Consider the following 23,320-nt stretch of genomic DNA (forward strand, 5'->3'; position numbering starts at 1 on the left):
AGTCTGCTGATTGCCAACGGAGTTCATGGCGCGATGGGATCGGGCCGGATGTCGGCGGGGTGCGCGGTGGCAATATACTTGATCGCGGTCGCCTGGGACAGGCCGAACATCCGCATCAGGTGGACGGGGTCGGCACTCTCGTGGGCCTCGTCCAGGATGCGGTCCTCCCGAAGCTTTCGGGCCTGGACGCCGGCCTGGTGGAACGGGGCTCGCAGGGTGATCTTGGTGACTGGGGCGTTCTTGTCGGAGGCCGCGGACACCCGGGTGACCAGGAGGTGCGGGTTGGCGGTGTAGGGCCATCGCTGGTCGCGTTCGATGACCCACTGGGTGGCCAGGTTCAGGGTGATCTCGTCGAGGAAGACGATGTGGTCGGGGTGGCCTGGCCTGATGACTCGAAGTCGACCTCTGGCCCGGTCCAGGCCCCGAAGTGGAAGCCTTCGCAGGTCGGCGAAGGTGAGGGCGTGGATGGCGACCAGGGCGAGGATCAGGCGGTCGCGCGGGCTTGAGACCTTGTCGAGCAAGCCGTTCAGCCGGTCCGGGGGCAGTGGCGTGGGCATGCGGGGGCTGACGTGCAGGCTGACGGCTCGGGCCGGGTCCCGGAAGATCAGGCGCTCGCGCCGCAGGGCCCGAAACAGCGACCTGAGTCCGACGTGGCGGGCCCGTTTGTCGCCGGCCTTGACGGCCTCCTCGACGTGCTCCTTGGTGATCTCGCGGAAGCTGGTGATGCCGGCGGCGGCCCAGCCCTCGAGCACGGGTGACACGTCCTTGACGTATCGGCTGGCGGTGGCAGGAAGGATGGGGATGCTGGGCTTCGTGCTCTGGCCCAGAAGGACGTCGATCCAGACGTTGACCCCGTGAATGAACGGCTTGGGCAGCCCGTCCGCGATGCGCCGGGCGCGTGCGATGTGCGCGTCGACGGCATCCTCCTCGGCCAGCAGGCCTTGGCGACGGAGGTAGTCGATCACGCGGGCGCCCTGGTGGTTGGAACTCAGCGAGGACAGCGAGCGGACATCCGCCTCGCGGATCGGCGCGTCGGCACCGAGATAGGCCAAGAGGATCCGCAGGACCCGCTGGCTGCTCTTGGTCTGCTCCGGCGTCCAGCCTCGGTCCTTGATGTAGTGGTTGAAGTCGGCGATCAGATCAGCCGCCTCAGGGGTGACGGCCGGCAGGTCGGCCTCATCGATGCGAGTCCAGTCCCGAGCGGGGGCCTTGAACAGCGCCTGCTGGCCCGGGGCGGCCAGGTGCTGGGACGGAGGCTGCGCGGCCCTGTCAGCCGCCTTCGCGGCCCGTCTGCGGGTATCGAAGCGGCCCCTGCGCGGGCAGCTCTGCCCGGGGCCGTAGGTCGCCCGTCTGGAGGGCGCGAACCGGCCGCCGAACCAGAGCTGGTCACCCCCCTCGAGTGCGGCGCCGTGGATGTCGACCTCGGTCTCGGCCAGGACGAGGGTGCAGAATCGGCAGAGCTCCCCGCTCAGCGGGAGTACTCGTCGACAGCGCGAGCACGGCCTGGGCCGAGGGTGGGCCTGCTGCCAGGCCGCGCAGGGCAGGCAGATCTTCCAGCGGTCGTTCGCCCAGGCCATGCAGTGGGCACAGCTTCCGGAGAAGAGAAGCGATCTGGGGACGATCCGGTGCTTTCGTTCAGCGAGGAGTCCGGCCCGGTCGAGGGCCGATTCGATCGTGGGCCGCATCTGGGGCAGGTCGGCCAGGGACTCCGGGTGGACCAGCCGTTCGCCCGGCTCCCGCGCGGCCAACGCGAGCAGGGCGAGGCCGCGGGTCGTACGTCGCCAGGCGGCGTCGGTTCCGCGCTCTGCCGAGATCTCCGCCAGCGTCTCCACCACGAGCTGGAGGTCGGGAATGTCGCGGGCCCGGAGACGGGCCGCATGTTCCATCGTGAAGAACCTGGGCGGGGTCGCGAACAGCCCAAGCTGGCCATCGACTTGCGGCGTGCAGATGTACTCGGCGCTCTGGTCCTCCTCGGGTGGGAACTCGGGTGGAAGCCGTCGGGCCTTGGTGCTCGCGGTGCCGGCACGGCTCGCCTTCCGCAAGGGCTGGATGTTGGGCAGTCGAAGTCCGTCCAGGTGAAGCGTGAGCTGACGGGGCCGGCCGCTCGGCAGGTACTCCCCTCGCACCTCTGCCCGAAGCCAGGCGTCGTCCTCACCGAACCGAACAGCCAGGAGACACGCCGGGCAGGTGCCTTCGAAGTTGAGAGCGACTCGCCACCCGCACCGCCGGCAGGCCCCCAGCCGTGCCCCGTCATTCCCGCGCTCAGCCCGGCCAAGGCTTCGAGCGCAGGTCGGACACAGTCCGCACCAGTTCACGAGCCCCCAGCCCGCGCAGAAGCTGCAGCTGCCGACCCTCCGTAGACGTGGCATCTGAAGCTCAGTTCGGGGGGAGCGACCGTCGGCGACCACCCGTGGACGGCTTGGCAACCGGCCGAGCCGGGCCGCTGGCGGGCCTCGCTTCGTCTCCGACCGCCAGCCGTTGCGGCCCGTGCTCGCCCACAGCCGTGGCGACGGGCTCGGCTTCCATGAGCTCAGCAACCGTGCAGTTCAACGCGGTGCAGATCATGTCGAGATCGTCGAGCCTGACCGTGATCGGCTTGTTCGACCACAGGGCCGCGACCTTGCTCAGCGAGGGGGTGAATCCCACCTCCGCGAAGGCCGCCTGCAGTTGGGTGGGCCGCCAGATGTCGCGCTTGGCCGCGACCCAGCGCAGGTTCCACTTCACTTCATGACTCCCCACTCAGCCGGCGAACCGCTCGCCGGGACGACTCCAGGCTCCGCCGCTCGGGATCTCCCTTGGCGGTCGCCAGATATCCAACCGTGGTCGTTGCCCAGGTATGACCCAAAAGCACTTGAATATCCCAAAGAGGCATCCCTGCTTCATAGTTGTGTGTTGCGCATGCATGTCTCAGCAGGTGCGGGAAGAGATGGTCGACGGAGCCGCTCAGATGTTCACGCGAGGCGATCTTCAAGGCCCGGCGGAAGGTGTCAGGACCGACCGGTGGAGCCGTCGGCATGTTGAGATCGGCCACCGACTTGGGCAGCCGCTCGGATGGGAACAGCGGCGCGTGGGGATCACTGGGGTCGTCGTGGAACTCTCCCCGGATCTCCTCGATGAACCACCACAGCAGTTCCCGCCCCTCAGCGAACAGGAAGGCCTCGCGCTCACGCGGCCCGGACCCCCGGGCTCCTTTGCCGTGGACCAGGAAGCGTCCCCACTGACCGTGTTCCCAGTGGATGTCACCCAGACGGACCGCACAGAGCTCCGCCGCCCTCACTCCGGAGATGTACGTCAGCTTCGACATCACGTAGTTACGGACCGCCACCGGATACTTCCGCGCGGCAGGAAGCGCGTCCCGCCAGGAAGCGAAGAAGTCCGCCGTCTCCCTGACCGAGGGCGGGATCCGAAGGCCGAAGTCACCACGATGCCGAGGCCGGTTGAACGCATCGATCGGCGATTCGACCGTGGCCCCGAACCTCCTCATGATCTCGCCCGCGTACCGCTGCTCGAGGAACGCAAAGTAGCCGTCGATCTTCGTGGCCTTCGCGCGCATCGTCGAGTGCTTCCCCGCCTTGCCCGGCCCGGCGAAGTAGCGGTCCAGGTCCCGCGACGTCAGCCGCCACGGAACGACGTCGTAGAACGAGCACACCTTCACCACGGGCTGCACCAGAGCCTGCAAGGTCCTGGGGGCCAGCCCGGCCACGTCCCGGGCCCAGCAGTACTCCGCGAGCGTGTCCTGGTACAGATCGCGCTCCGCCTCCGGCGAGGAGGACTCGCTGGCCCGCCGCTGAAGAGTGAGCACATCAGCAAGCGCCGGCTCCCGCTCAAGCGTGCCCGCGCCGCCTGCTCCCGTGATGAGGGACAGGCGAGGGGTCCCAGAATCTGTCACAAGCTGTGAAATTACGCGACAAGCTCCTGGAATCTGCCAGTAACCGTCAGAACCTCACCCGATCGTGTAGACCTGGCGCACAGGGCCCTGACCAGCGTGAACAGCAGAGACGCGCCCTCCAGCACCCCCGGGGAACCCGCCGTCTCTCCACTTTTGTGCGAATACCCCAGAGCATACAGGCGCGGTGGTTCTATTCCGGCGTTTCTGGCTTCTTCCAGGAGCTCTTCTTTGGTGAGTTCTGGCTCACCTTCGGCACAGAGGATGAATTCGGTGCGCCAGGGCTTCCAGTTTCGCGCGATCGGCGGGATTCTGGCCCTGTCCTTGGCACTCGCATCGATTCCGATGTAGAGGGTTGCGTGTTCCGGATCGGCGTTTCTTGTCAGCCACTCCAGGCAGGGTTTGACCTTCAGGTGGAGACTGCACGGGGAGAGTCGGCTATTTCCGAGGAATTGCTTGTCGTGGAATACCTGGAAGGGGTTCCTGCCATCTGCCACTCGCACCAGAGGAACATCGAGATAGTGGCTGGCGTCCTGGCTGAACCTCCAGAGGTCCGGGTCTTCGATAAGGGTGTCTGCTATGAGGAGGGTGGTGACCTCCGGGCCGTACCTTTCGACGACCCGGAGGGCCGTGGCAAATGATGCTATACCTCCGCTGAATTGCACGACGCGTTTGTGCGCTGGAGCTGCCATGCCGTTGCCTTCTCCCGTTGGTATGTCGCGCGGTGGCGGTGGAGGGGAATGTAGGTCGGCAGCGGTGCGAGTCAACCGCCGCCGGGCACGGCTGGCAGTGTGTGGCGTTTGGGGTGCGCGCGGGCGTCAACTCCTGGTCGTGCGCGGAGCCCGCAGGCACCATCGGCGCCTGCGGGGCGTGGGTCACCCGAGCGGGCGGCGTTTGACGATCGCCCGCCGCGATTCGCGGTCCGTCGTCATGGGTATCGGCAGGCCGTTGTTGGCCAGGAGGGCCTTGGCCTCGCCCTGGTTGAGGCGTCTGCGTCCGCCGCTGGCCACGATCTCCACCATGTAGCCGTCGGCTTCGTAGGTGCCGGGAGTGGTCCTGGCCAGAGCGGCACCGTGGAAGGCCTTCTCCTCCTTCCAGCGGCCCACCTGCGCGGCGGCCTCGGCATGGCGCAGGCCATGGTTGACGATGTCGGCGTCACTGCGCACCTGGGCGGCCTGGGCCGGCTGCGCCCCGGGCCAGCACTCGGACCGGAACGGGCAGCTGTCACACTCCCTGTCCAGTCCGGGGCCGCGGTGTCCGTCCCTGGGGGCGAAGAACGGGGCTCGGGCGTGGTGAAGAAGGTCGCGGACGCGGGCGTCGACGAGTGCCTCCTCACTGGGGCCGAACTCTGCGAGCCAGAGCCCGTCGGTCGCACCGTGGATCCGGGACATCGGCAGGATCGCGACCAGCTCGATCGGGTGCCCCTGGGCCCGCAGGCCCAGGGCGTAGCCCCAGATCTGCATGAGGCGTGCGCGAGAAGGCGGACGGGCGGGGTCGCTCTGGTCGTACCCGTGGGTCTTGAGGTCCAGGAGCAGCCCTCCCCCGATGGCGAGTGTGGCGAGATCGAAGCGTCCGCGGATGTGCAGGCCGCGCATCGGCAGGATGACGTCGTGTTCGATGAGGCTGAGTTCACGGCCCAGCTTGGCGGCAAGGCGGGGCAGGAACCAGTCATGGATGGCCCGGCCGAGGTGGGAGGCTCGTTGCTCCCAGTGGGAGTCGTCGTCGCTGGGGGCGTGCCCGGCGAGTTGGAGGGCAGCCCGGCGGGTGCACCCGCCGAGGCCGGAGAGGGTGAGTTCGCCGGGGTCGTGGTGATCCTCGGCCGTCGCGTCGGTGAAGACCCCGGCCACGGCGCCCTCAAGGTCCCGCCGGTGCTGCTCAAGGAGTTTGCGCTTCACGGGGATGCCGTCCCTTCGTCGGCCGGGCCCCGGTCGGCTTCAACGACGGGCATCTCGGGACGGGGCGCGCTCTGCAGGGGCGTCGATGAGACGGGGCCCGGCTCGGTGACAGGAGGGACCTTGTGCTTGAGCAGCGTCCGGTAGACGGTGTCCGGGGTGAGGCCGACGGCCTGGTGCGCCGCGCGTAGAGCCGCTACGTCGTCGGGGGTGATGTTGCCTGCGGATATCTCCTTAGCGGTCCGCTTCTCGTCGCCGGCGAGGATTCGGTAGATCGCGATCTCTTTGAGCCCCTGGGAGTGCCGGCGCAGCTGTTCCCAGGCGCGTTGCCGGTCGTCCTGGTCGGGTTGGTCGGGCTCGGTGTTCGGGTTCGCGCCTGCGGGTCCCGCAGTGGTGGGCGGAGCGGTTGCCGACGGGGGGTTGCTGTCGGCGGGTTCCGGTGCGGGTGTGGCGGGTGCGGGATCTGCTGCCTGGTTGGGCTCCCTGCTGGTGGTGTTGTCCGGGGGAACCGGGGCGGGGGTGGGCTCGGCGGAGGGGCGGGGGACCTGGGCCGCTGGGGCGGGGGGCGTGGCGGCTGTGGGGTGAGGGTGGGCGTGCCCGGGCTCGACGGGTGCGTCGGGTTCCGGCATGGGCGGTTCGTCGCCGAGGTCGGGTGCGGGGGCGGGGTCATGGAAGAGTGCGGGGGGCCTGTGGCCGGTGGTGTGTGTGGGAGTGGGGTTGGGGGTGCTGGTTCCGGTCGTCGGGGCGGGATCGGCCGCGAGGGGGGTACCGAGGATGCGCGGGCCCGCCCAGAGGGTGTGGCGGACGTGGGCTTCGAATGCGAGGGCGGTGACGCGGGCGTACAGCATCTGGCGTGGGTAGCGGCGCCAGTAGCTCGCGTTGGGTCCGTCGAGGAGCTCTGCAAGGCGGGCGTCTTGGATGGTGTAGGTCTCGGTGATCTCGCCGTGGCCGGGCTTGTCCGGGTCGGTCAGGGCGACGGTGCACCGCTCGGGTGTTACCTCGACGATCCGCCAGCCCCATCCTGCGCGGTGCATCAGCGCGCGTTTGGCGGAGGAATGGAGTCCCAGGCCCCCGTCTTCTGTCTCGTCGGGGTAGAAGGAGTTGAGAGACTCGTAGGTGGTGAGGCCGAGGTCCTTGCCGTTCTGCAGGACGAACACGATGTCGATGGGGTTGCCCTTGAGCCAGCGTTTCAAGGATCGGGCGTGGCAGAGCAGTTCGGCTTTGCGGATGAGCCGCGCGAACTCGGGGTCGTCGGCGAACAGTTCGGCGGTGTCGGACAGGACGGGGTAGAGGTCGGTCGGCCTGGAAAGCATTGCGGTCATGACAGTTAGTTCCTTGGCGGCGGGCCCGGGACCGTGTGGCCGGGCGAGGGAACCGGACCGGTGGGTCCGCTACGGAGCCGCACAATGGCATGGCGAGACGACGGGTCAAGTCCTGGTTTGCTGGAAGCCGGGTGTGCTCCGCCGACCTGGCCGTCCGGACGCCGCGTGGGCCTCACCGCATGTCCACTGGTGGTCCACGGGCCCTGTGTCCTGGTCCCCCTGCGCCGCGTGGCGGCAGCCGTCGGCGTGCTCCGCCCCGGGCCCGGGCCCGGGGCGCACAACGGCTCGGGCTCTGGAGAGTACGCACATCCGCGCCCGCCGTTCCCCCGGGTCGTGCCGCCAGGAACGTCCGGCGCGCGCAGGATGCGGCACCAACGGGCATTGCCAGATGCATACCGGTGGGCGGCGTGTGCCGCCGCGAGCCTGCGGACCGGATGGGGTAGTTACACGGTGGGCGGCTCAGCGGAGCGTCTCGGCTGGCTGGCCTGGGGGCGGCGTGCCAGGTTCTGGGTGCTGCCCGCGCCCTTTCGCGTGCGTGGGTAGACGGCGGTGCGCTGGCGTTCGTCCTGGGCCTGCTGCTGTGGGCTCAGTACAGCCCTCGTGTGCCGCTCCTCCAGCAGGGCGCCGAGTGTACTGTCATAGTCGGCCGCCACGTCCTGCAGTCGCGCGGCCTCGGCCAGAAGCCGCGTGGCCTCCTGTTGGGCTGACGCGATGTCGCTCTGGACCGCCCGGTCGTGGAGGTCCGGAAACCTGGCGCGGATGTAGGCGAGGTCGCTCCGAGGGTCACGGGGCCATAGGCTCCGTGCCTCAGCGAGCAGAACAGTTGCGTCGGCGCCGGCACGGAGTGACGCGCCGGCTGCCCGGTCGGCCGCCTCGCGCAGCCGCTCCGCGGCTGTCTGCTGGCGCCCCCGGGGTGGTCGCGTTCAGGAGGAGCCGTACCGGATGGCTGCCCGCACGCCGCTGCGCGCCCGCGGCCAACTGCCCCAGCGCACGGGCCTTCTCTGCTTGCTCCCGCTGCTGCGCGAACAGTTCGTCGGCGCGCCTGTGGCACTCCCCGGCCCGGCCCATGGACTCGAACCTGCTGCGCAGCCGGACGGCGTTCGGGCCCTCCCCGGCGGCCGCCTGGGCGGGGACGGCTTCGGCGCGCTCCTTGAATCCGCGGGCGCGTTCGCGGGTGCGGGCCGTGGCCTGGCCCAGCCAGGCGATCTCCTGGGCCAGGTGCGCGTCCGGCAACGATCCGTGGGGACGCGAGTGCCACGGGGGTGTTTCCGTGTCGTGGGCGGCCGGCCGGCCGGGGCGCCAGACGGCTTCGAGTCGCAGCCGTGTGGTCTCGTCGGTTCCGGGAGTGCGCTCGTTGTCCGTCGGGCCGGGCGGCTCGGTGGCGATGGGGCCACCGGGTGCGGTTCGGAGGTGGTGTCCCCCGAGCTGGCGCCAAAGTTTCTTGAAGGTCCGCAGCTGCCCGAGCCGTGCTGCGATGCTGTCGTGTTCGGCCGCCTGCCGGGTGAGCTGGGGCTCGAGGCGGGTCAGGTACTCCTCCACGTCGATGGCGCCTCGGTCGAGGAGGTCGCCGAGTTCCCGGCGCTCGGCCACTTCATTGAGTAGCTGCTGGTGGGCCAGCGCCCGGGCGGCGGCCTCCTCGACGATGCGCTTCTCCCTGCGGAGCAGGTGGAGCGGTTCGGTGGTGGTGGTGGCGGCGAGGCGGGCGAAGGCCTGGGGGACGCCGTCGCCGGTGAGGAGGGTTTCGCGGGTTCCGGATGCCCGGGTGGCGCACAGCGCGGGGCCGATGGCGGTGGCCAGCCATTCGTAGGTGGTGTCGCCGACGGTTGCGGTGCCCATCAGCTCGGTGGAGCGCCCGTCGTCCATCGGCTCTTGTCCCCCCGGGGTTCGAGTGACGGCGGTGGTCCGCCCTCTAGGATGATGTGCTGGTGAGAGGGGGCGGGCGAGCGCGGTGTCGTGTGGGTTCCCGGGTTGTGGTATCTAGCGGCCGAGTTCCCGCTCTGCGGGATCTCTGCCAGGCGTGCCGGCCCGCGCGCGCGATGGGGATGCGACGCGAAGTGGGACCTGACAGGCTGTCCGGGACGAGCTGGACAAGGTTGCGCGAGAGCGGGACGCGCACGGTTCACGCGCAGGTGGTGCGGTGCCGGTGATGGTTCGGGGCGTGGAGCGGTAATCGTCGAGTTGAACGCCTAGCGCCTCGCTGCACCGGCGCGTCAGAGTTGTTCAGGGGCGGAGGCGGGCCAGGTTGTGGCGGGTCGTCGCCTACGGCTTCGGTGTCTCTTCTTGATCGGCTGGGATGTCGGCGGGTTCGTCGGCGGTGCCGATCCAGATCGGGCTGCCGATCACGACGATATCGGCGGTGACCGCGCCGAATCGGATGGGGCCGCCGTGGTAGGCGTAGATGTATGCGCCGACCTCGCGGCGGGCCGGGAAGGCATGCTGCTCGTAGTGGCGATGGGAGTCGGCGGCCAGTTCGGCGATTTGGCGGGTCACCCCGGGTAGCGCGAGGGTCTCGATCGCGGCCTCGTCGGCCTCCGGGTTGTCCACTGCGAGAAGCTGGAGGGCGCGCACTGCCTCCGGACCGGTGAGGGTCTCCCGGGCGGCTGGCAGTGCGGTACGGCCGGGCCGGACGTTGCGGGCGGTCCCGAAGAGGGCCCAGGCCACTGTCACCGGCATCTTCTGGCTGACACCGGTGTAGAGGACCAGCCTCGGATCGTGAAACTCGCCGATCTCGAACAAGTCGAGCTCGGCGTGGGCCGCGTGCGTGGGCAGAATGGCCGGCCAGTTGGAGAACAGCTGGTCAGCGGAGGGGATCCGCGCCTTGATGGCGGCCAGGTCGGCTGCGTGCTCGTGCGCGCTCACAGGTTGTATCCCCCCTCGCTCCCGGCGCCGGTTACAGCCGAGGGCTCGTCCAGGATACCGAGGCCGGCATTGTCCACTCCCCGCGCCATGCCACGGTGTCCGAAGACACGGACGTCCTGCCTGATGTGGGACATGTTCGTTCGTTCCTGTCTGTTCCTGACCGTGTCCCGCCCGCACTCCCCTCGCTGAGCCGGCGAACGGCCGGCTCGGGGCGTTGGAGCGGTGAACGGGCCCGGTGCCGGCGATGTGCCTGCCATCGATACGCCGGCCCGTCGGGCGGTGTCAGCGCCGGGTGCGCGCGTTGCGGATGCGGCCGAGCACGATGCCGGTGGCTACGACGCCGAGTGGGGCGAGGATCTCGGGGAAGGTGTGGAGCTTCGTAATCGTGAGGAATCCGACGATGACCAGCACGTACGGGAGGTTGCGCAGGATCAGCCGTGCCATCGCGATCATCGGCATGAACTCCCCCTTGGTAGTGGGTGCTTACGTTACATCAGGTGCGGTGGCAGTGAGGCCGGCGAGGCGGGTTCGGACGGCTGCGAGGGCGCGGTCGGCCTGGGGGGTGGGAGCGATGGCTTCCAGGGCGGCCAGGAGAGCGGGGCCGGTTTCGCGCGCCTGAGTGTCGGCTGTGTAGCGCCAGGACGCGGTGGCCTGGCGGATGCTGAAGCGGGCCTGGCGGCTCGTAGGCCCGAGGGCTTGGGCCCAGGTGTCGGCGATGAACGTCCACAGCTCGGCGGCGTAGCGGAAGTCTGCGGACATCCAGGCGAGGTCGGCTCGGACCTGGGCGGTGGTGAGGGTGGCCGGGTGGTGGTGGCCGTGGGTGTGGGTGATGTCCTGCAGGAGTTGATCGGCGTGGCGGGTGGCGGTGGTGAAGTCGTGGGCGCGTCCGGCAGCGTGCACAGCTTCGAGGGCCTGGCGGTGTTCGGCGGGGAAGGGGTCGGGGTCCGGTGAGTGCGGTTGTGGCGGGGCGGCGGCGGGGGGCTGGTGGTGTAGGGGCTCCCCGGGGGCGAGCAGGTCGGTGGATCCGTCGGGGTTGACCTGCAGTCTGAGGTGTTGACCGGTGCGGTCGTCGGTGATGGCTGCGGCGAGGGGCTCGCCCAGGCCGGCGGCCTCGAGGGTGAGGTGGTGGAGGACCGCGTGGGTGGGGTCGATGTCGGCGGGGGCGGTCACCGAATCGTCGTTGATCGACGCTGTTCCGTCGGCGGTGATGTGGACTCGGGTGTCGTTCATGCCACTCCCTGGGGGATGGGCAGGGATGTTGAACCTGCCGCGGACGGGAAGGCGGGCTGGGCCCAGCCGCGGTAGCGCAGGTGCCACGTGCCGTTGGTGAAGTCGGTTCGGGGCCGGATGCCGATGAGTCCATCGCCGGCGATGTCGTTGCTGGCGACCATGTCGTTGCCCAGGTACAGGGCGACGTGTCCGGCGTTGCTGCCGGTGTCGTAGAACAGGAGCGCCCCTGCGGGGGGTGTGTTGTCTCCGGGGTGGGCGTCGCCGCTGGCGACCAGGCGCTGCCAGTGGACGTTGGCGGTCTCGGAGCCGGATGATCCCCAGCCGTAGGACTGGGCGACGAAGTTGTCGCACATGCGGTGGAAGTCCGAGCGTCCGCTGGTGGAGGCGGCTCGGGCGGCGGCGATCGCCTGGGTCGGGGTGCGGGGGTTGTGGGCGGTGAAGGTGCCGACGGCGTCCGCGGCGGCGGCCCCGATGGCGGCGCCACCCGCGGTGCCCGTGTTGGTCGCCGCGGCGGTGTCGCAGCCGGTGTAGACGGAGGTGACGGCGGCGGTGCCCCAGGAGGTGCTGACGAGCCCGCCGGCGCTCTGCTCCCACTTGGCGTAGGCCGTGCGGTAGCGCGCGTCGGGTGCCTGGACGTCCGCGGCGACGTCGGTCAGCGGGCGGGTCTGCCAGTCGCGGACCTTCACGAGTGCGTCGTAGTACTGGTTGGAGGCGTAGACCGGGTCGGTGATCTGCGCGGCCGTACCCCATCCCTGGCTGGGCCTTTGCTGGAACAGTCCCAGGCTGTCGCGGTCGCCGTGGTTCAGGTTCTCCAGGGTCGACTCCTGCATCGCGGTGGCGACGGCGATGACCGCGGCACGGGGGCTGAGGTTTCTGGTCCGTGCGACGTTGGTGATGGTGGCCGCGTTGCGGGTCTGCTGGTCGGACCACTTCGGGCTCTCCTGGGGGCCCTGGGGGTTCATCGGTACGACGACGGCCTGATTGCCCTGGGTGGAGGGGGAGTCCGCTCCGGAGGCGTCGGCGGCGGAGCCGGGCCCCTGGGCGCCGTCGCCTACCGGAGTGATGCCGCCCGTGCACGTCGTCGTGTTGGCTGCGCTTGCGTGACCTGCTGCTATGAGGACGATGACGGACAGACCGCCCGCCATCGCGAGGAGTAGTGCGAGAAAGCCCAGCGCGATCTTCCGCACCTCACCGTCCCTTTCCTTGAGCGCACTCGGGGCGGCCGCCGGACAGCTCAGATTCCGTGGGCCGGGATGCCGCCTCCGGCGTTTCCCGTCCTGCGGACTCCTGGGCCTTGAACGTCACGGGGTTAATGCGGCCGCGACCACTTGTTGCATGTAATGGGCCAGCGAACTTGCTGGGGTTCAAGGAGAGGGAGGAAGCCCAGACTCTCGGATTCGTGGCCAACATCCACCGAATCCACCGGAAAACGGAGAGTAGCCGATAGTTCCGCGATCTGCAATTGCCTTCCCATATTTCAGGCGGGAAGGGGCGGACCTTTCAATGCAAAGTCTTCAGCAAAGGGGTGGGCGGGATATGTTGCATCTTGCGCGGGAAGTTTTCTTGGCCAAGGATCCGGATTCTGGGAAAGCCGTCGGGGGGACCGTCGACGGGCTGGTCAAGGGTCTTGCACCGGACTGGGGGCCGTTCGCACAGATCGGCGGCACCGCGCGCACCGTCATTCAGGCGATCATGGCCGCGGTGATTCTCGTGCTGCTCGGCCGCGCCCTGCTGGGCGTCGTCCACCTGCGTTTCGGAAATTCGCAGCACGACACGGTCCAGGTCAAGCAGGGCCAGAAGGAGCTGGCGGGAAGCCTGGTCGCCGCATTCGTCGTCGCGTCTATCGGAACGCTGTTCACCATCGTCTACGGGATGGGGATCTAGTGCGCCGCGCCAGGTATTCCGGCGCCGGCACGAAGGTCATCAGCGAGGACAGGGAAGCGAAGCAGAACGCCCGTTTCCGGCGGGGCCCGGCGATCACTCTCGGCGCCATCGCGGTCGTTCTGGTCCTCGGCTTCGCGCTCGCCTCGCGCGGCGGGGACGGCACCAACAGCACACCCGGCCCCTCGCAGGCGGGGGCCGCTTCCGCGTCCGGCGCCGGAGGGGAGAGCCTGGCCGGCTCCGGCGCCAGCGGCCAGCCCGCGGGGCTGCGCCTCGTCGGCGGCGTTCCGGCCGGCTACACCGACACCCGTGAGGGCGCCGTCGCCGCCGCCGTCAACGCCGAACTCGCGCGCTCAAGTGCCGCCTACCTCACCGACCCCAAGGTCAGGGAGCGCATCCTGAAGGCGATCATGACCGCGGATGCCGCACCTGACCAGATCAAGGCCGATGACGCCGCCTCGGAGAAGTTCAGCTCCGCCCTCGGACTGACGGCCGATACCGCGGACCAACTGATCGCCCGGGCCTCGCCCCTGGGCTCCAAGCTGACGAGCTTCTCGCCCCAGGTCGCCACGGTCAGCGTGTGGATGTGCGGCGTCGTGGGCCTGGCCACGCCCAACGCCCCGCTCCCGGTGTCGGCCTCGTGGACTACCTACACCCTCTCCATGGTCTGGCAGGCGGGGGACTGGAAGGTCTCCTCGATCTCCGGCTCGGCGGGTCCCACACCTCTGCAGACCACCGGGCAGAAGCCGACGTCGGTGGATGCCTTCGCCTCGACGAACAAGGAATTCGATGCGCCCCCGTACGTGGGCTGACCGCAGTCTGCCGCGCCGAGCAGCGGCACCCGTCGCGAGCGCCCTGGTCGTGTTCCTCTCGGTGGTCTTCGCCACTCCGGCCCGCTCCGACAGCGGCGACGTCGCTAAGCAGGTGTGCAGCCTCCCCCTGATGGACCAGATCTGCGACACCGCCATCACGGTGGGCAAGACGGCTGACTTCGTTTCCGATCCGTTCGGCTACATCGCGCGTGCGATCGCGAATGCCGTCGCGAGCGTCCTGACGTCCCTGGCCGAGGACTTGGACGTTACCCAGGTCGACTGGTCCAATGAGGGTTTCGTTCGGACCTACACGATGGCGTTCGGCGCTTCCGTCATCCTGACCGTCATCCTGTGGCTGATCGCGGTCGCCAAACGCGCCATCCAAGGCGTTCCGCCCCTGCAGGCGCTCGGCGAGTCCATCGGATTCCTTCTGATGTCCGTCATGGCCTCAGCGTTCGCACCACTCGTCGTCGCCTACGCCACGGAGCTCTTCGACAGCGTAGCCGCCGCCATGCTCACACCGGTCGCCCACGACGTTGGCCGAGCGGCCCCCCTCATCCTCGGCGCGCTGCTGGCTCTCCTGGTCTTCGGGCCGGCGGGCATGGCCATCATCATGATGGTCGGCGCGTTCCTGCTGATGGCCATTCTCGGCGTGTGGCTTGAGATCATCGTCCGCAACGCCCTCATCTACGCCGGCCTTGTCTTCGGGCCCACGGTCTTCGCGGGCCTGGTCGACCGAGACCTGTGGGGTCACAGCAAGCGCTGGGCCGGGGTCATCGTCGGCATCATCGCCTCGAAGTACGTCACCTTCACGACCCTCGCCCTGGCGTCGGGACTCCTGGTAGGTAACGGGAGCCAGAAGGCCGGCATCCTGCAGGCGTTCGGAACCGTCCTCACGGCGCTCGCCCTCTTCTGGCTGGCCCTGTTCCTGCCCTTCCAGGTAGCCAAGTTCGTACCGATTCTCGGTGACCAGCTCCAGGAAGTCTTCAGCTCACGCAAGCAGCTGCAGGGCGGCGTCTCCGACGGCGCCAATTCTGCGCAGTCGACATACGGCGAGCTCAAGTCGCGTCTTGGCCCGAAGAAGCCGGAGAAGAAGGACGGCGAAGAAGGCGCCGATGGCGCGGCGGACCCGCAGGCGGCGGAGGCCGGGGCCGACGCTGCCGAGGGAGTCGGTGCCGCCAGCGCGGCCGGTGGCGTCGCGATGGGCAAGGCGGCGGACAAGGTCGAGCAAAGCGCGATGCGTGGCGTGGACGCTGCCACTGCTGCTACGACCCCGGACGAGCCGCAAGGTGGTCAGGAGGCGGGACCTCCGAGCCCGGCGGCTGGCACCGAAGATGGGCAGTCCGACCCCGGCGCTGCCTCGCTGCCGCAGGAGCCCGTGAGCGGCGAGCGGCCGGATGCGGTGAGCGCCGCGCCGGACGCCGCCTCCCCGGCAGCTCCGGACGGGTCCACTCCCCCGCCCGCACCGCCAGGCGGCGGCCCGGACACAGGCAGCCCGGGCACAGGCGGCCCGCCTCCTGCCGGCAGCGTTCCGGCTCCGCCGCCCCCGCGACCCATTGCTCCACCCGTGCCTGCCGCGCCCGCTCCCCCGGCGCCGGAGAACGCCACGTGGTCCGACGGGAGTCCGCTGGAGGAACCCCCCGATGTCGACGAGAACTGACCCGGCCCCGTCCCGAGACCACGATATGGAGCCCCGATGAGCCGCAGCTTCGTCTTTCCCCGCCCGCGTCCGCGGGGCCTGCTGGGGCGGCGCCTTGAGGCGGACGAACAGTGGGTTCTCGGCGGCGGCGTGCTCGCCGGTCTGCTCGCACTGTGGGTGAGCCCCGGCATCCCGCTCAAACTCCTCGCCTTCGTGCTCGCCGTGGGCAGCACCACCTGGGCGACGCTGGCCCCCTGGCAGGGCCGGACCTTCCTCAAGTGGTACGAGATCCGGCGCACCCACCGCCGACTGCTGCGCGACGGCCGGCTGCTCTACCAGTCCCTCGCGCCGAAGGTCGGCCGCAACTGGGACGGCTCCCCCCGGCCCGTCCAGCCGCCACCCGGGGTCCCCCAGCTCGAGTGGATCAACGCCCGTACCGCCTTCGGCGACCTGGCCATCTTGCTCCAGCCCGACGAGGCGATGTTCACGGCCGCCATCGAGATCGAAGGACAGCAGAACTTCGGCGGCCTGGACACCGAGGACAAGGAGCGGCTCGTCGGCGCGTGGGACAGCTTCCTGAAGGCGCTGGCCGACTCGGGAGGGCGCATCCGCCGCATCCAGTGGCTCAGCCGCGTGGTGCCCACCGACCCCAACGCCCATGCGCGGGACGCAGCGCAGCGTCGTGACCCCGGCGCGCCGCAGTGGCTCCTCGACTCCTACGACAGTCTGCTGCGGACCGTCGCGATCTCGGCGGAGGACCGGCGTCTGGTCCTGGTGGTGGGCATGCCCTACGACACGCGGTTGGTCGCCGAGGCCCGCCGGTACCGGACGCTGCACGAGGGGTTCGGGATCGTCCTCGGGCGGGAGGTGGAGGAGTTCATCCGCCGCCTCGGGATGGCCCAGCTGCGGTGGGTGCGCAACCTGGACGAGCCGACACTGGCCAGCTGGATCCACCACAGCTACGACCCGAGCCACTGGATCAACGACACGGAGGGCATGGACCGGGCGACCGCGTGGCCGGCCGAGGTCGACGCCCGTGACCCGAGCGTGATGCTCTCCCGCAGCTGGGAGGGGGCCGATCCCTGGCACAGCGTCACGGCCTGGTGGAAGCAGTTGCCGGTCCTTCCCGTGGGCATCAACTTCCTCGCTCCGCTCATGCTGTACGTGCAGGACGTCATCTTCACCGTCGGGGTGACGATGGACCTGGTCAGCAGCGACGACGCCCTGCGCGAGGCGATGGCGGACGTCACCAACGAGGTCGGGCAGGCCGACACGAAGGCGGGCAGGGTCGCCGACCCGCGGGAGGCCAAGGAACGGCGCACCGCGACCGCCGCCATGCACGACATCGCCAACGGCGCGGCGGGTATCCGGTTGACCGGCTGGGTCACCCTGACCTCGCCGGACCCCGAGCTGCTGCGCCAGCACAAGGACGCTCTGGCGTCCGGTGCCACCCTGGCTCACCTGCGTCTGGAGTGGTGCGATCACGAGCACTTTCGGGCCCACGCCAACACGTTGCCGCTGGCCGGCGGCCTGCTGAAGGACTGAGTGCCGTGCTGGAGATGCTCCGAGCACAGAAGCAGACCCGCCGGCGGGCGATGCGGACCACGACAGCCCAGGCGTGCGGGCTCTACCCCGCCGTCGGCGCTCCGACCGGTGACCCGCGGGGGGTCATCATCGGGCGTGAGATGTACAGCGGGAAGGCCTACATCTACGACCCGTTCATCCTCTACGACCCCTCTGCGCGCGAGCGCCTTCCCAGCGGCCACATCCTCATCCTCGGCAAGAGCGGGTACGGCAAGAGCGCGTTGGAGAAGTCCTATGTGCTGCGCCAGCTGCGCTTTCGCGACCGGGCGTTCGCCGTCCTGGACGCCCAGGGCGAGGACGGCGTCGGCGAATGGGACGGCATCGCCCGGGCGCTGGGGATCAAGCCGGTCCGGTTGATCTACGGCGGCCGCGACGAGGAGGGCGCCGTTCGGATCAATCCGCTCGACCCGCGGATCCCGGCCGAGCACCAGTTCAAGATCCTCTGTTCCATGATCGAGATCATCGGCGGGGACATGTCCGCCGAGACCCGGTTTGCGCTGTCCGTCGCCCACCAGGCCGCCGTGGCCGCCGCGGGTGCCGCCCGCCGGGTGCCGGTCCTGTCCGACGTGCTGAACGCGCTGACCGCGCCCGAGCCGGCGGAGCTCGGGCAGCGGACCGTGAGCGCCAGCGAGCTCGGGCGGTGGGGCCGGCCCGCGTCACTGGCCATGGACGAGCTCTGCTCACCGACGCGCGAGCTGGCCGGGATGTTCGACGGGCCGACGACCGCCGGCATCGACCTGGACGCGCGCCTGATCGTCTTCGATCTCACCCGCCTCCCGCGTGAGGGCACGGCCATGCCGCTGCTCATGTCGGTGATCGGGCCGTGGCTGAGGTTCGGGTGGATCCGGCCCGGTGACCGCGTCAAGCGCACGCTGATCGTCGAGGAGGCCTGGCACATCCTCAGCCACCGTCCTGTGGCACGCCTGTTCGAGGAGTTCGTGCGCTACGGGCGCCGCCTGGGGCTCTCCTTCATGGCCGTGGTCCACCACCTGACCGATGTCGACGTCAACGAGTCCCCGGAGGCCATGGCCATCCTCAAGCTCACCGCCACCCGGGTCCTGTACCACATGGACAAGGCGGACGCGGATGCCACCGCGGACTACCTGCAGCTGCCGCAGTGGGCGCGCGAGGCGATCGCCGACGGCACCAACGTGTGCGCGCCGGGGCGCGCCGTCTGGCAGGTCGGGGGTCGCATCTCCCTGGTCCAGCACATTCGTTCGGCTGTCGAGGTCCGCCTGACGAATACGAACAGCAGGATGACGGAGTCCGGGAGCAGCGGCGAGGCGCGCAGCGCCCCGTCGCAGGCCCCGCTGATAGCCCTCACGAAGGGCGGTGCGGCGTGAGCATACCCAAGGTCGCCTCCCCGATGTCGGCCACACGGCTGCGGCTTGGCCGGGACTCCTGGTGGATCGGGCCGCTGGTGGGGCTGGTCGTCCTCACGGCGCTGGTGTGGCTGGCCGCGGTGCTGTCCGGGCTGGCGGCCCATCAGCGTCCCGCCCATGTCGGCTGGGGCGAGGCCGGTGCTGGCTCCGCCAAAGTCTTCATCCACTTCCTCGAACCCTCCGTCGCCTTCAAGAAGGGGTCGGGAGTCGGGGGCCCCGTTCCGTTCTGGACGGTGTTCCTTGCGGAATGCGCGGGCCTGTACTTCCTGGTGAAGACCGGGTGGCAGCGCTGGCAGCGCCGCCGCTCCGACGGCGCGGACGGCCTGGCCACCCGCAAGCAGCTGGAGGCCGCGATGGGCGAGGCCAAGGCGCTGAGCCGGATCCCGGCGCTGCGGCCCACGCTCGCCACGGCCGCCCCCGTGGACGTGACCCAGGTCGCGGTCTTCTGCGGCAACGCGGATCCCTCGGGTATCCCCCTGTGGCTGACCATCGAAGAGAGCCTTCTCCTGGTCGCGCCCCCTCGGGAAGGAAAGACCAGCCAGTTCATCCTTCCGGCCATCCTGAGTTTCCAGGGGACAGTGCTCGCCACCTCCAGCAAGACCGACGTGCTCTTCGCCTCGGCCAAGCTGCGGGAGGTCCACGGCAAGGTGTGGGCCCTCGACGCGACAGGCCTGTCGGGCTGGCCCCATCAGCTGGCCTGGCCGTTGACCGACGGATGTGAGGACTTCCAGACCGCGCGCCGGCGCGCCGAGACCCTCACCGCCTCCACGAAGTCCGACGAAGGCACCAAGAACGGCGGCTACTTCGTCATGAACGCCAAGATGCTGATCACCTGCTGGCTCCACGCGGCGGCACTGGACAAACGCAGCGCTCTCGACATCCTCAAGTGGGCCACCGCACCGGCCGAGCGGGAGGCCGTGGACATCCTGGCCCGGCACGGCCGTGTGGAGCTCTCCCGGGCCCTCGCCGCGCAGCACGCGGCCGCGCCCGAGGAGCGGTCCGCGTCGTGGCGTACGGCCGAGCAGTCCTTCCTGGCGCTCTATGACGACCGCGTCGCGTCGATCTTCGCTCCGTCGCAGCGGAACTTCGACATCGAGGCGTGGCTTCGCGGCGGCGGGACCCTGTTCCTCATCGGAGACGAGGAAGAGGGGTCGGCACTCGCGCCGATTCTCGCCGTGTTCACCCAGGCGATCTTGGACGCCGCGAAGAAGATCGCGGCGCGGATGCCGAACGGGCGTCTAGACCCGCCGCTGGGGTGCTTCCTGGACGAGCTTGCCAACGTGGCGCCGCTGCCGCAGATCCCGAGCTTCATGAGCGTCAGTGGGAGCCAGAACATCTTCGTGGCCGCTGTGCTGCAGAACCTGGCGCAGGCGGAGGAGCGGTGGGGCCAGACCGGAGTGCGCAAGATGTTCGGCGCGGCCACCGCCAAGATCATCCTTGGTGGTGTGAGCGATGAGCAGGAGCTCAAGGCCTACTCGGCGCTCGTCGGGGAGTTCGACGAGGACACCGAGTCGGTGTCGGACGACGGCGACAGGGTGTCGTCGTCGCTGTCGGTCAGGCGCCGCGCCGCTCTTGAGCCGAGCGACATCCGCATGTTGGAGGAGCGGACGGGGCTGCTGGTGCACCGCCGCACTCCTGCCACCCGGGTGCGGTTCGTCCGTGCCCATGAAGGCCCGAGGGCGGCTGAGATCGCCGCAGCGACCAAGGAGGCCCTGGCGATGGTGAACCATGCCTGACGCGTTCGATCCGCTCTTCGAGGAACTGGCCTCGATGAACTCCGAGATCGCCGCGCTGACCCAGCGGGTGCTCGAATTGGAGCAGCGCCCGGCGCCCACGGCGGCTGGGGGAAGCAATGGGGCCGTCGGCGGGCCGTCCGATCGTGCTCCCGGTGTCCCGGTCCTGTGGCGGTCCCTGACCTCCGAGCAGACAGGGGCGTTGTGGCCGGAGTTCGTTGCGTGGGTGGTGTGGCTGGCTGACGCGTACGAGTTGACGACCGAGCAGCTTCCGCGGCAGTGCTGGTGGCAGCATGCCGGGGTGGTGGAGGAGCTGACCGCGCTGTGGACCTCCCACGCTTCCGCTTACGCCTCGGAGGAGGATGTCGGGGCATCACCGTACCTGTGGCAGGACGCGCTGGCCAGGGCTGTGGAGCGGATCAACCGGAACTGGCTGGGCGGGTGCGTCAACGGCTTCCACGAACCCCGGTCCCGGATGTCCTTCGGCCAGGACAAGGCGTATGGAGAGGTGATTGTCGATGCCGGACCGCCGCTGGCTGAGGAAGTGGCGGCCGGAGCCACTGAACTTGACGCTGGTGGGTCCTGACCAAGAATCGCCGGCGATCGGGATCGCAGCGGCGCGGCGTCAAGCGACGCGACTACGGCTCGGGGGTGTGAGGCTACTCGGCCCCTGCTTGCAGACCTCGCCGTCGGGGGGCGGCCCCGTCCAGGGCGAGACCCTCGGCTCCTACCTGCACCGCCTGGCCGTCGCCAACAACCGAGCAGCCAGCCGCCTCGTCCGGCTCCTTGGGCCGCTGCCTTCGGAGTTCTCGCCACTCACCGACAGCACGGTCGGCTGGACCCCCGAGTCTCCGAACCTGCTGTCCGCCCTGCTCAATCGCCCGGCGGCCCGACTCGCCAGGGCGCTTCCCGAGCTGGCCGACTTCCTCGATCCCCAACACGCCTTGCCCCGGTCGGAATACGTGATCGGCCGACTCTGCCGTTGCTGCACGGCCCGCCGCAACCCGTCGGCCACGATCGTGATCGTCCGCGCGCCCGCCCCCCGGCACCTCTGCCCGCGCCACAAGCGGTGGACCCGCTCCACGCATGACATCCCGCTCACCTCTCTACCCGAGGTCCTCCAGGCCCAGCACCACCTCGACCTGCTCGCCCGTCGTCAGGACCGCAGGATGCAGAAGGCCCTCGATCTCGCATGGAAGATCGTCGACGAGTGGTCCGCCAGCGGCATGCCGCTCGACCTCGGGCGCGAGTGGACCCGTCGCCTCGACCGCATCGACGACCACCCCGTCAGCAGGAGGATCCCCTTCGAGGACCGCCACCGCCTGGCGGCCTTCCCCGAGATCACCGTGCTTGCCGACCTGATCCTCAACCCGCCGACGGTCACCGTCGACCCCAAGGAGCTGTACCTGGCCACGACAGCTGAACTGAGCCGACGCTTCGCCCGCATCTACTCCACCCTCGGCGCTCACGACCCGCTCTACCAGCACTTCTGCCACCTCCCCCGAGCACGGCTCCCCAGTCCGGCCGTCCGATCTCCGCATGCGATCATGAGGACCCTCTGACCTGGGAGGGGCACATGGGCCACGTCTTCGCCGCTTCGCCCGGGTTCCCTGCGCCGCTCCAGCATCCTGGAATCGCTGAAGAGCGGGCGGACGACGATGTGTTGATCGAGAAGCTTCGTGCCCGGGCCTGGGATCCGGGGCGGCGCTTCGATAGAGCGAGGGTGCCGAGCGCATGGATCACGGAGCGCTACGGCGCAGAGTGGTTCGACCGACCCCACCCAGGCCTGCGGGCGACAGGCAGCGATGGGTCGGTCACGCTTGGATCCTGGGCCGAGGAAGTGGCCACGTACTACGCGGACGCCCCACGCGGACCGCTGTTCCCGCCAGTCACCATGGCTGAGGTCGAGGATGTCGAGCGCCGGGTCGGACGTCGGCTGCCTGATCTGCTCCGCCGCATCTGGACGGAGGTCGCGGACGGGGGCTTCGGGCCCGATGGCGGGCTTGTCAGCGTGCGCGAGGGGAATCGGGTGCAGGGGCACCTGAGCGACTGGCCTTCCGCGGTGAAGGTCCAGGAGAGGGACCGAGCGGAGGGGGTGCCGACGTCCTGGTTCTATCTGACGGGCGGCGGCTGCACGATGCACTGGTACGTCTCGTTGCTTGCCGTCGAGAATCCGGTGCTGCTCTACGACTGCGACGGTTGGGAGCCGGGGTGGGGCGAGACTCCGCACGACGGCCTCCGCCATGCGACCGCTTCGTTGCGGAAGTGGTTCTGGACCTGGGCCGAAGGCGGCAACGTCTGGCGGGAGGTTCTGGACAGATGACGGCTCGAATCCGTTCCAGTTCGATCGTGTAGTCACACGAAATTCCGCAGGCCAGGTCCTGTCCGTCGCCTGCTGCCACGATCCCGGACAATCACCCGATCGAGATCTTGGCCGCCCCTGTGGTCCGGCAACCCACTCCGAGATTCAAATTGAGAACGCGCGAACGCACAGTTCTCAACCGACCTGGCAAGCCTGCAGCTCAGAACAAGATCCACGGACATCCCGATTGCGACAGGACACAGGCACCGCTACCTCGACTGCGTCAGAGGTCGATGACGATCCAGTCGAAGCCGTCAGGGATGTTGGACCCTCGCTGGCAGCGCCCGGTCGCGGACGTCCAGGGAGCCGGGCGGCAGCTCGCGGCGAAGGGCGGCTGCGGTGCCGACAGAGGTTGCCGCAGGGGTGCCGAGCGCGGTGAGCTTCTCGAGGACTAGGGCGGTGGCGGGGGCGCCGAGGGCGATCGAGGCCAACCGACACCGAGTAGCCCACTGCGAGGACTCCGGCACCCGGGAGGTGCGTACCCTTGCCCGCCAGTACGCCACCAGGCAGCCGCTGTTCTCGGCCTGGTACGGGACCTACCGGAACACCAACTGCGGGCCGTCGTAGCGTACCGCCCGATCGGGCTAGGCTCACACAACCTCGGGGTTGCAGCGGAGACGGCCGGTCTGTACCTGTGGCGGCCGGGGCGGGGCTGTACGACATCGTCTACTCGGTGTTCGGCGGGCTCGACTTCACCGGCTCCCGCGTGCTGCTGCCGGCCGCTGCCCGTGCCTTGCG

General features: G+C 69.5%; 21 protein-coding genes. 9 read left to right on the forward strand and 12 right to left on the reverse strand.

The features are described from left to right. Window positions 1–23: 23 nt before the first annotated feature. From BOQ63_RS00480 to BOQ63_RS00530, 11 genes are all read right to left on the reverse strand, one after another. Window positions 24–2,042: a site-specific integrase gene (locus tag BOQ63_RS00480; RefSeq protein WP_143174565.1), complete on the reverse strand. Its 2,019-nt coding sequence runs from the start codon at window positions 2,040–2,042 to the stop codon at window positions 24–26. Between the two features lie 334 nt (window positions 2,043–2,376). Next, complete coding sequence (locus BOQ63_RS00485; protein WP_072653004.1) at window positions 2,377–2,724, reverse strand: helix-turn-helix domain-containing protein; 348 nt, start codon at window positions 2,722–2,724, stop codon at window positions 2,377–2,379. A gap of 1 nt (window position 2,725) precedes the next feature. Further along, a complete protein-coding gene (locus tag BOQ63_RS00490; protein ID WP_499503212.1) occupies window positions 2,726–3,802 on the reverse strand; it encodes a tyrosine-type recombinase/integrase in 1,077 nt (358 codons plus the stop codon). Window positions 3,803–3,900: 98 nt separating this feature from the next. Then, entirely contained in the window at window positions 3,901–4,578 is a 678-nt protein-coding gene (locus tag BOQ63_RS00495) for a hypothetical protein (RefSeq protein ID WP_499503214.1), read from the reverse strand. A 183-nt stretch (window positions 4,579–4,761) separates the two neighbouring features. Beyond that, window positions 4,762–5,781, reverse strand: coding sequence for a PD-(D/E)XK nuclease family protein (locus BOQ63_RS00500; protein ID WP_072653005.1), 1,020 nt, complete (start codon window positions 5,779–5,781; stop codon window positions 4,762–4,764). After that, window positions 5,778–7,100 (reverse strand): hypothetical protein, encoded by a 1,323-nt coding sequence (locus tag BOQ63_RS00505; protein WP_499503216.1) that lies wholly within the window; start codon window positions 7,098–7,100, stop codon window positions 5,778–5,780. The genes BOQ63_RS00500 and BOQ63_RS00505 overlap by 4 nt, the downstream gene beginning before the upstream one ends. Window positions 7,101–7,907: 807 nt before the next feature. Further along, complete coding sequence (locus BOQ63_RS00510) at window positions 7,908–8,963, reverse strand: hypothetical protein (protein WP_499503218.1); 1,056 nt, start codon at window positions 8,961–8,963, stop codon at window positions 7,908–7,910. 396 nt (window positions 8,964–9,359) lie between these two features. Next, a complete protein-coding gene (locus BOQ63_RS00515) occupies window positions 9,360–9,959 on the reverse strand; it encodes a hypothetical protein (protein WP_072653008.1) in 600 nt (199 codons plus the stop codon). Window positions 9,960–10,241: 282 nt separating this feature from the next. Further along, window positions 10,242–10,418 carry a hypothetical protein gene (locus BOQ63_RS00520; RefSeq protein WP_167395614.1) on the reverse strand — a complete coding sequence of 59 codons (177 nt, stop codon included), beginning with the start codon at window positions 10,416–10,418 and terminating at the stop codon, window positions 10,242–10,244. A 24-nt stretch (window positions 10,419–10,442) separates the two neighbouring features. Then, the gene (locus tag BOQ63_RS00525) at window positions 10,443–11,189 is read right to left on the reverse strand and encodes a hypothetical protein (RefSeq protein WP_072653009.1); all 747 of its coding nucleotides are present in this window, start codon (window positions 11,187–11,189) and stop codon (window positions 10,443–10,445) included. After that, window positions 11,186–12,376: a C40 family peptidase gene (locus tag BOQ63_RS00530; protein WP_454129482.1), complete on the reverse strand. Its 1,191-nt coding sequence runs from the start codon at window positions 12,374–12,376 to the stop codon at window positions 11,186–11,188. The genes BOQ63_RS00525 and BOQ63_RS00530 overlap by 4 nt, the downstream gene beginning before the upstream one ends. A gap of 376 nt (window positions 12,377–12,752) precedes the next feature. Here BOQ63_RS00530 and BOQ63_RS00535 point away from each other — a divergent pair, with 376 nt between their 5' ends. From BOQ63_RS00535 to BOQ63_RS00575, 9 genes are all read left to right on the forward strand, one after another. Further along, window positions 12,753–13,073 carry a DUF8827 family protein gene (locus tag BOQ63_RS00535; protein ID WP_072653783.1) on the forward strand — a complete coding sequence of 107 codons (321 nt, stop codon included), beginning with the start codon at window positions 12,753–12,755 and terminating at the stop codon, window positions 13,071–13,073. Continuing rightward, the gene (locus BOQ63_RS00540; protein ID WP_072653010.1) at window positions 13,073–13,882 is read left to right on the forward strand and encodes a DUF8175 domain-containg protein; all 810 of its coding nucleotides are present in this window, start codon (window positions 13,073–13,075) and stop codon (window positions 13,880–13,882) included. The genes BOQ63_RS00535 and BOQ63_RS00540 overlap by 1 nt, the downstream gene beginning before the upstream one ends. 130 nt (window positions 13,883–14,012) lie before the next feature. After that, window positions 14,013–15,542, forward strand: a complete 1,530-nt coding sequence (locus tag BOQ63_RS00545; protein ID WP_454129484.1) for a hypothetical protein — start codon at window positions 14,013–14,015, stop codon at window positions 15,540–15,542. 36 nt (window positions 15,543–15,578) lie between these two features. Continuing rightward, window positions 15,579–17,066, forward strand: coding sequence for an SCO6880 family protein (locus BOQ63_RS00550; protein WP_197697922.1), 1,488 nt, complete (start codon window positions 15,579–15,581; stop codon window positions 17,064–17,066). A 14-nt stretch (window positions 17,067–17,080) separates the two neighbouring features. Then, complete coding sequence (locus BOQ63_RS00555; protein ID WP_454129669.1) at window positions 17,081–18,448, forward strand: putative type IV secretion/conjugal transfer ATPase; 1,368 nt, start codon at window positions 17,081–17,083, stop codon at window positions 18,446–18,448. Window positions 18,449–18,471: 23 nt separating this feature from the next. Further along, complete coding sequence (locus BOQ63_RS00560) at window positions 18,472–20,223, forward strand: type IV secretory system conjugative DNA transfer family protein (protein WP_072653787.1); 1,752 nt, start codon at window positions 18,472–18,474, stop codon at window positions 20,221–20,223. After that, on the forward strand, window positions 20,216–20,806 hold the full coding sequence (locus tag BOQ63_RS00565) for a hypothetical protein (RefSeq protein ID WP_072653011.1): 591 nt from the start codon (window positions 20,216–20,218) through the stop codon (window positions 20,804–20,806). Before BOQ63_RS00560 ends, BOQ63_RS00565 begins: the two co-directional genes overlap by 8 nt. Before the next feature lie 88 nt (window positions 20,807–20,894). Beyond that, window positions 20,895–21,782, forward strand: coding sequence for a TniQ family protein (locus BOQ63_RS00570; protein ID WP_072653012.1), 888 nt, complete (start codon window positions 20,895–20,897; stop codon window positions 21,780–21,782). Window positions 21,783–21,796: 14 nt separating this feature from the next. Next, entirely contained in the window at window positions 21,797–22,543 is a 747-nt protein-coding gene (locus BOQ63_RS00575) for a hypothetical protein (RefSeq protein ID WP_072653013.1), read from the forward strand. A gap of 293 nt (window positions 22,544–22,836) precedes the next feature. Here BOQ63_RS00575 and BOQ63_RS00580 read toward each other — a convergent pair whose 3' ends face one another. Further along, the gene (locus BOQ63_RS00580; RefSeq protein ID WP_167395615.1) at window positions 22,837–23,013 is read right to left on the reverse strand and encodes a nucleoside phosphorylase-I family protein; all 177 of its coding nucleotides are present in this window, start codon (window positions 23,011–23,013) and stop codon (window positions 22,837–22,839) included. Window positions 23,014–23,320: the final 307 nt, after the last annotated feature.

Origin of the sequence: Streptomyces viridifaciens, from assembly GCF_001888885.2 — a bacterium.
In the GTDB taxonomy this organism is placed as follows: domain Bacteria; phylum Actinomycetota; class Actinomycetes; order Streptomycetales; family Streptomycetaceae; genus Kitasatospora; species Kitasatospora aureofaciens.